This window comes from Bradyrhizobium uaiense, assembly GCF_010811875.1.
GTDB lineage: Bacteria > Pseudomonadota > Alphaproteobacteria > Rhizobiales > Xanthobacteraceae > Bradyrhizobium > Bradyrhizobium uaiense.
Genome location: NZ_VKHP01000355.1, coordinates 1 through 7,659 on the forward strand (window position 1 = coordinate 1; position 7,659 = coordinate 7,659).

Consider the following 7,659-nt stretch of genomic DNA (forward strand, 5'->3'; position numbering starts at 1 on the left):
GCCCGACCGGATCGACTGGCCGGGCGCCTACCTGGAGAAGGCCATCGATATCGCCGAGCCGCTCGGATCGGCGATCGTTCTGATTCATTCGCATCCCGGCGGCCTGTTCGCGTTCTCGGCGCCGGACGATGCCAGCGACACCGTCGTCATGCCCTGTCTCTTCGAGGCCTGCGGCGACATCCACGGCAGCGCCGTGATGACCCCGGACGGCGCCATCCGCGCGAGGCTGTACGACCGCTCCCTGACGGCGACGCCGGTCCAGCTCGTCAGCGTCGCCGGTCACGATATTCTGTATTTCTGGGAGAGCCAGGCCCGCGATCCGCGGCGCGCCAGGCGCCCGATGGCGTTTACCTCCGGCATGACGGCCGAGCTCGCCAGGCTCTGCGCCACCTTCATCGGCGTATCGGGGACCGGTTCGATCGCCGCCGAGCAGGCGGCGAGACTGGGGTTCGGCCGCAACCAGTACATCGAGTTCGACAAGGTCGAGGCCAAGAACCTGAACAGGATCCTCAACGCCACGCTCGACGACGCGAAGACCGGGCGTCCGAAGGCGGAGATGCTCGCGGCCGCGGTCGCCACCTATCGCGGGCCCGACGTGGCCTTTGCGATCACCCGCGAGATCGGGACGCGCGAAGCGGTCCTCGCGGCCAGCCAGAGCGACGTGCTGTTCTGCTGCGTCGACACGCTCGAAGCCCGCCAGTTCGCCGACCTCGTCGCGAGCGTCTTCGTCATCCCGCTGTTCGACGTCGGCGTCACGATCCCGACGAGAAGGACCCCCGACGGCGGCGCCGCGATCGCGGACGTCTGCGGGCGCATTGACTACGTGCAGCCGGGCGGCTCGACGCTGCAGGATCGCGGCGTCTATTCGCCCGAGACGCTGCGGGCCGAATATCTCGCCAAGGCGGACCCGGACGCGCATCGCGCGGAGGTCGAGGCGGGCTACATCAAGGGGCTGGCGGAGGAGGCGCCCTCGGTGATCACCTTGAACATGCGGGCGGCTGCCGCCTGCATGAACGAATTCGTGGCGCGGGCCTATCCGTTCCGCCTCGATCCGAACGAAAACTACGCCCGTACCATGTTCAGCCTGGCGGCCTGCGACGAGGACTTCTTCGCGGAATCGACGTTCCCGGCGGCCCCGAATCCGGTGTTCGCCCGCGGCGACCAGGAACCGCTTCTCGGGTTGCCGATCCTCGGCCGGCGCCGGAAGGAGGCAGCGTGATGCTACCGAGATGGCTCGGACGCGCCTTCGATCGATACGGGCCCAGGCGCGGCCTGAAGATCGTCGAAGGCGACAGTCTCCCGGCGCGCCTGCCTCGGCGCGATCTGGTCCTTGCGCGCGAAGGCGACGAGGACTGGTGCGTGGGAATGAGGTGTCCTTGCGGGTGCCGCCAGACCATCGAGCTTCTCCTCATCCGCGAGGCGAAACCTCGATGGGACCTCTCGGTCGATCCGGCGGGACGTCCGAGTCTGAGGCCTTCCGTATGGGTTCAGACCGGCTGCCGATCGCACTTCTGGCTTCGGCGCGGCCGCGTCGAATGGTGCGAGTGAGCGCGCGTCAGTCGGCATCGGGCTCGATGCCGACGAGCGTGTATCTCTCGCGCACGACCGCCTGGTTGCGGAGCACGCGTTTGACCTTGAGCCTGGCGCGGGAGTTCGTGTTGACGTACTCCTTGTTGAAGAGACCCAATTGATGGGGGGTGAGGTCGCGGTCCACCTTGCCGCGGATCGTGCCCCGCTCGTCGGTAGTCCTGAATTCGAACTGGTGCGACTCCGGCAGCACGCCCGCGAGCTGTCCGCGGACAGTCTCGTTGTCGTCGACGACCGTCGTCGTCCTGGCGCGCTCGACTGCTCTCGCGACGACGTCCGATCCGAAACTCCGGTCGGTGTCGCCGGAAACCAGCCGCACGGTCGCCCCGCTCTTGCGCATGAGATCGAAGAATTCGCCGGTCGTCGCCAGCACGCGTTGATCGATCTCCTCGACCGCGCTTCTGAACTGCTCCTCGTCGTCCTCCCCGAACGCTTTCAGAAGGCGGGTGGCTTCGTCAACCGCCGTCTTCAGCGAGGAATCCACGATCTGGAGTTGGGGCTGCACCTCCTCGAGAAGGAAGCCGAACGAACCTCTGACGATGTTCGTGATGTGAAGCGTCGAGGAGGCCCGACGCGGCACCGTCCCGCGCTCGGCAAGACCGACGGTCTCATGGGCATGCACCATCGACACCAGGTCCTGGAACTGACCGACCGCCGACCCGGCGAAGCCGCTTTCGATTCCTTGGGAGCCGAGGACCGGTTTGCCTCCGAAGAAGAGCGCCGCCGAGGCGAGCGTCTCCGGCGACATCGCTTCCAATCGCGCCAAGGCCTCGTTCAGTTCGTTGAGCTGGTCCTCCAGTCCGAAGCGCGACATGACATCCCGGTCGCCGACCCTGTCGAGGAGCGCGGTCACCTCCGATATGTTCGCCTTGATGTAGTCGCTTTCCAATTTGCGCGGGTTGGTCATGTGCCGCCTCCCGCCGCCGGATCGGATGAGGTTGGCTCGGGTCCCAGCAATTGCAAAGCTTGATCGTCCTCGGCGACGGTGTCCAGCGGCACCTGGATCATCCCCTTCCAGACCAGGTCTTCCCGACGGTGCGAGAACAGGCTGAGGTAGTACCGCGTCAGATCGACGAGCAGTTCGTCGTCTCCGTCGAGGTCAAGCGGAAGAAAATCGACGTGAAAGGAGGCCTTGACCTCGGCTCTCCCCAATACCGGTCGGTTGGCCTGCCAAAAGAGTCCGAGGTCGTGCAGAGTCCTGGCATGCGGCGGCCGGCGAAGAAACGTCATGGTGTCGATGTCCTTCGGCTCCTTGCCCTTCTCCACGAAGCTCCCGTCGATCCACTGAAAGCCCGTGCCGAAACCGACGGCCCTGAGCGCCTTCCTGTGCAGCAGCCATCCTCGGAGGATCGACCTCCGCCCTTCGCTGAAGCCGAAGACCTGCACCACCTCGAGCGCCGACCCTCTGTACGGCGACATGTCGCTCGACGGACCTGCAGGCGTGCCCCCTACGAACGGGGGCAATAGTCCATCGATATTAAAATCCGGTATTGGCATAAACGATCCGATCGACTGGCACTCATGGGCAGCAGCCGCTTCGGTCATTGGGGAGCGTGTTGGACGAACGCAGAAGATGACCCCGATGCAACTCACTGTGCGGAGCGATTGTGTTGTATGGGAATCCGTCCGGTCAACTTCGACCATCGGTTTATCCGTGGACATCGTGAACGGCCTGGGTGTGTCTGAGTGGCCGTCGGGCCACGCCGAGCGGCTTGAATGCGCCGCATCGTTCCGGCCTGATAGCAAGGTCGCGATCGCGTAGGGTCGCCCGTTTTCCATCGAGTTCACGGTCGAAAATGCTTGCCCGCCTCGACTCTATCGTTCATGATATGTTCTAATATGGCTATGACCGAGCGGCCCGCAAGCTGCCGTATGCCGGCCCGAAACAAGATGGACCGGGGATGGCCGCCGCCGTCGGCGGGAGGGCCGCTGCCGCGCGCGTACTGGCTCCGGATCAGGACCTGCCGCCCGAATACTGGCGGGCACTCATGGGAGACCCTCGCGCCGACGGTGTCGACCGCGCCGGCATGTTGCCGTCGCCGGCCGCCTGCAACCCGTTTCAGCACCGGCGGTTACTTCTTTTTGCGTCGTCGAACGCGAAATCCGACGTAAGGCAACTCACCGCAGCGGCAGCAATCCGGCTAGCACGTTGGACGAAGGGCGAACCGTAAGCGGTGCCGCCCTGGGGCGGCAAAGGCGCACTAGACGGCGGGAGCCGTATCGGAAGATGGGCCCTCGTTGCTCGACTTTGGGGGCAGAAGGACTTTTGCCCAGCCGATTTCTCCGAGTTCATCAGGCGATAAAGAAGTCTCGTAGTCGCGAAGGGGCACGTAGCCTGGGTGAGAGTCCACCGCGAACGCCACCAGCTCACGGGCGCGCTCGTTTTTGCCGGCAGCACGATTAACCTCGGCGAGGTAAAGCGCAGCGCCTTCCGAAGGCACTGCGGCTTGCTGTGCAAGGGCATAGACAAATCTGCTCCTCACTTACGCCTTCGCCGTCCAGCGACCTAATGAAAGCAATCCGTTAAGCTTCTGTTGCGATATCGTCAAATTAGAGTTCTCTACGCTATTATACGATGAGGGCTCCTACTTTATCCTATAGCGGCCGAGCCTACTCCACAGACCTACGGCATGCCCATCAGCTTACGATCCGAATGCACCACAATGCAGTCACTTAAGAACTGCGATCAACTGAGCCACAAGCTTTTCGCGATCTGCGGCACGCAGCTTATCAAGATTGATCTGCTTCCATCGGACTGCGGGAAGCTCTGCCGCTCCATCGACGCCCAGCAGAGCCCAATCTGGCTTCCCGAGCTTGAATCCGATCAGAAATTCCCGATGCTCCTTCGGCATCTTTCCAGATACCTCGGCGATCAAGTCCTCGCGGGCTCTCAATAGTTCATCCAGCGAGACCGGATCTGAGGTCATACCCTCGAAGCCGTGCTCGAATTCCTGGCGGATATCCTTTCGCCGCGGCGCCACGACCTCCGAAATAGGCCGATCATGGCTGATGAGATAGACGATGAAAGCGCGCCTCAGATCGTCGCTGATTCCCTCATTCGCCAGAAGATCGTGGATGTCAAAGAGATCTCGAGGATGTTGACGGTCAAGGGCCGCGACGATTTTTCCTGCGTAGAGGTCGAAAAACGAGACGACTTGTGTCTCCGCAAAACCAAAGCTCTCCTCGACGTTCGGACGTACGGATCGCATCTCGGGATCGAAGACGCAGCCGCGAAGGACGGGAGTGACTTCGATCTTGATCTGAGCGTCAGCCCTTTGAAGTGTCAGCTTGGTAACGATGCCTTCCGCGCGGTTCACGACCTCATTCACCTTGACGACTGGAATTCCCTTACCAATGGCGACAGCCATTCTTTTCATGCCCGCATCGATCGCGGCCAGCGATTCCGGCCGCCCGGCGACAGGCAGGTAGGTCAGGTCGATATCAACTGACAAACGCGGCATATCGCGCACGAATAAATTGATCGCAGTCCCGCCTTTGAGGGCAAAATCCTTTTCCGCTGCAACGAATGGCAAGGTCTCGATCAGCAGCGCGACCTGATGGCGATAGCGTTCAGACAGGGGCACTGAGATCCTCCGGTACGGTGATCAGGTATTTCGGATCGAGCCTTCCGCCTTTCACCAGCATGCGCTTTCCCTTCCCCAAATCAACCTTGTCACGGTCTATTTGCTTCAGCCACGAATGGTTGTGCCGGTCGGCAAACCAGAAGAACAGCCTTTTGACTTTCACGCTTCGGCAATCGTCCAGCAGCTTTTGCAGCTTGCGGGGACTGAGGTTGCGCAAGCCCTCAATAAGCATGTCGACCTGGTGGAAGCTCTCGCTATTCGGCAGCTCGTCGAGCAGTTCAAGCAACGCGCGCTCGGGCGATGAGACAGTGAGCGGCCATTCGCCCTGGCCCCATATCTGCTTGAATGGGCCTGCCTGGAATTCGTCGGCGGGTGCGCCGGTATTGCTCTGGACATTCCAGGCGAAGTTCTTGAGCACCTTCGCCGGGTCGGCTTTGAAGAGCGTCGTGCTCTTGCGGAATGTGAAGCGCTCTTTGAGCGGAAGCTTGGAGAGCCATCCGGGCGGAGCATCGGGACCATACAGATAAACGACGGTCGGCCCTTCAGCCCGGAGGTAGTGCGAAAAGCCTTGCAATTCGAGCGCGGTTCGCCCTCCGACGATCAAGGGGCGCTCAAGCAGCGTCTGGAGCGATATGACGGCCTTCTGCCATGTCAGGGTGCCTAGCGGACGCTTGAAGGTGCCACGCGTTGGCTGAACCAGCCAGCCAGCCGAGACGTACTGGCTGCGCAAGCCTGTCGAATAACCATGCTTCGTCATCCACCCGGCATCGACCAATAGGCCTTCCGGGAGGGTATGTTCGAGGAGGTTTAGTTTTCGTCCAGAAAGCTTAGCCATGCTTAGCAATATAGAACTGCTTCAAACCAAAAGCAAGTTTATAGATTGACGAATTTGCTAAGCCTGACTGTGCAGAAAACTCATAATCAAAACCTGGCGGTTTGCGCCACCCGTCGAATTTCCGGCTGAGGATCTCTCTCATGTCTGCCGCAACGCTTAACCCACATCGCCGAATTGACGCGCGCAGATGGCCAAACCTTCGCGGCCGACGAGGCTGAGAACGTGCTGCAGAAGGTCTACCTCTTCCTCTCTTTCGCGCGAGGGGCTTGGGCGCCCGTCGTTCTCAACGTGGGATTCGATACGACAGGCAAGCGTGTCTACGAAAACTAGGGTGTGCGGATCGGTACGCCTTGGGAATCTTGCCGCGGCTGGTTCGATCGTAACTGCGGCCAAGCTTTGAGTGTCGTTTATCCTGGCTTTTGCGCTCTATTGCGCGATTCCGTAATGGGGCGAGCGGTAAATCGCACGCTCTATTGGTATCTTCGCAGTAATCGAGGCGGGGATGGATCGGGCATCGATAGTGGGATCATCCTCAGCCAGGCGGCGCTTGAACTGTTGGCATCGGCCTACCTGGAAGCACAGAAGATCAAGATGCCTGCCCGGGGCAGAACGGCCGACCAACTGCGGGAAGTGCTGCGCCGGCTCGGCATTCCCGTTGCGATTCCCGATGCGTTGGCCGGCTTGCAGGAAGGGCAGCGACAAAACTGCTGGCAGGATGGGCCCGAGGCAATCACTCGCATCATGCATCCAAGGCGGAAGCTGCCGATCAAGCTGGGAGCCGTCGTTCCGAACGCTTGGAGCCTAGCTCGATGGTATACTGAGCTTCTGATCTTGAGGCTCTCTGGCTACAGCGGCCAGTATTCAAACCGTCTGGAGGCGCGCTGGGTTGGCGAGGTCGAAGATGTCCCCTGGGCTTAGCTGATGGAGTGTAAGCGCGCGCGGCAGACCGGTTGCTTCAGTTCTGACACGCGCGACGAACTTCGCTCCCTACCCGCTGCTGCAAGTCGTCGGGATATCGGCCGTCCTTCTCAAAGGCGATCATGTCGGCGCGCGTGAGCTTGGCCGCAAAGTTCATCGCAAAGCACTCGCACTGACTTGCTGCGCGGGCCGGTAACTTTCCGTCGAAGCCGACGGTCTTGAGTGCTTCCGCTTTGCAGGCCTGTTCAAAGCCGGGGCGGACCACCTCGGTTTTAAAACGTTCCAGCTCGGGCTCTGAAAGCGTCGAGATGCTGAACGTCTTCGTCGATGGATACGCCGCCTTGTGCCAATCGAAGTTTGCATCCCACACATAGTACGCGCCCATCACCGCGAGGATCAGAAAACCGAGCTGGCCGATGACCGGGATACAAGCAAATAGGATTGCCCCGACGAGGGCACCAAACCAGGACCATCCCCAAAGATGCATTAATGCGATGACGTTCAGCGGCAGCGAAAAGAGCGCGAAGGCGCTGATCATCAGGCCGAACGTCGAGCCGAGCAGGCCGGTGATCACACCGAGAATCGTCTCGACGGTACCCCGCCGCTTCGTCGGCGCTGGATAGTGAGAGGCATCTTGCGTTGGCACAGCTTGAGGCGCTGGCCGTGGCGTGACGGGCACCGGTGTCGGCGTGGTGAGACGGGGCTGTTGCGGTGCTGGCGCAGGACGTGGAGCTG

The 7,659-nt window shown here is 61.5% G+C and carries 10 protein-coding genes; 5 read left to right on the forward strand and 5 right to left on the reverse strand.

Going from position 1 to position 7,659, the window contains the following annotated elements:
• Both FNJ47_RS43340 and FNJ47_RS55565 read left to right on the forward strand, forming a co-directional pair.
• The coding region (locus FNJ47_RS43340; protein WP_163162539.1) for a ThiF family adenylyltransferase at nt 1-1,219 on the forward strand (1,219 nt) is incomplete at its 5' end.
• Complete coding sequence (locus FNJ47_RS55565; RefSeq protein ID WP_283811371.1) at nt 1,219-1,548, forward strand: ubiquitination-like system serine protease family protein; 330 nt, start codon at nt 1,219-1,221, stop codon at nt 1,546-1,548. The genes FNJ47_RS43340 and FNJ47_RS55565, both read left to right, overlap by 1 nt.
• 7 nt (nt 1,549-1,555) lie before the next feature.
• Here FNJ47_RS55565 and FNJ47_RS43345 read toward each other — a convergent pair whose 3' ends face one another.
• Both FNJ47_RS43345 and FNJ47_RS43350 read right to left on the reverse strand, forming a co-directional pair.
• Nucleotides 1,556-2,494: a hypothetical protein gene (locus tag FNJ47_RS43345; protein ID WP_163162541.1), complete on the reverse strand. Its 939-nt coding sequence runs from the start codon at nt 2,492-2,494 to the stop codon at nt 1,556-1,558.
• A complete protein-coding gene (locus tag FNJ47_RS43350; protein ID WP_163162543.1) occupies nt 2,491-3,132 on the reverse strand; it encodes a DUF6932 family protein in 642 nt (213 codons plus the stop codon). The genes FNJ47_RS43345 and FNJ47_RS43350 overlap by 4 nt, the downstream gene beginning before the upstream one ends.
• Before the next feature lie 356 nt (nt 3,133-3,488).
• Between FNJ47_RS43350 and FNJ47_RS43355 the strand changes: the two genes are divergently transcribed.
• Nucleotides 3,489-3,758 carry a hypothetical protein gene (locus tag FNJ47_RS43355; RefSeq protein WP_163162545.1) on the forward strand — a complete coding sequence of 90 codons (270 nt, stop codon included), beginning with the start codon at nt 3,489-3,491 and terminating at the stop codon, nt 3,756-3,758.
• Between the two features lie 498 nt (nt 3,759-4,256).
• Here FNJ47_RS43355 and FNJ47_RS43360 read toward each other — a convergent pair whose 3' ends face one another.
• Together FNJ47_RS43360 and FNJ47_RS43365 are read right to left on the reverse strand one after the other, a co-directional pair.
• Nucleotides 4,257-5,171 carry a nucleotidyl transferase AbiEii/AbiGii toxin family protein gene (locus FNJ47_RS43360; protein WP_163162547.1) on the reverse strand — a complete coding sequence of 305 codons (915 nt, stop codon included), beginning with the start codon at nt 5,169-5,171 and terminating at the stop codon, nt 4,257-4,259.
• Nucleotides 5,158-6,006, reverse strand: a complete 849-nt coding sequence (locus FNJ47_RS43365) for a type IV toxin-antitoxin system AbiEi family antitoxin domain-containing protein (protein ID WP_163162549.1) — start codon at nt 6,004-6,006, stop codon at nt 5,158-5,160. The genes FNJ47_RS43360 and FNJ47_RS43365 overlap by 14 nt, the downstream gene beginning before the upstream one ends.
• 165 nt (nt 6,007-6,171) lie before the next feature.
• On the opposite strand from FNJ47_RS43365, the gene FNJ47_RS55570 reads away from it, so the two are divergent.
• Together FNJ47_RS55570 and FNJ47_RS43370 are read left to right on the forward strand one after the other, a co-directional pair.
• A complete protein-coding gene (locus tag FNJ47_RS55570) occupies nt 6,172-6,336 on the forward strand; it encodes a YopA family protein (protein ID WP_488226107.1) in 165 nt (54 codons plus the stop codon).
• 3 nt (nt 6,337-6,339) lie between these two features.
• The gene (locus FNJ47_RS43370) at nt 6,340-6,924 is read left to right on the forward strand and encodes a hypothetical protein (protein WP_163162551.1); all 585 of its coding nucleotides are present in this window, start codon (nt 6,340-6,342) and stop codon (nt 6,922-6,924) included.
• A 37-nt stretch (nt 6,925-6,961) separates the two neighbouring features.
• On the opposite strand, the gene FNJ47_RS43375 is transcribed toward FNJ47_RS43370, so the two are convergent.
• Nucleotides 6,962-7,659: hypothetical protein (locus FNJ47_RS43375; protein WP_206685401.1), on the reverse strand; the 698-nt coding region annotated here is incomplete at its 5' end.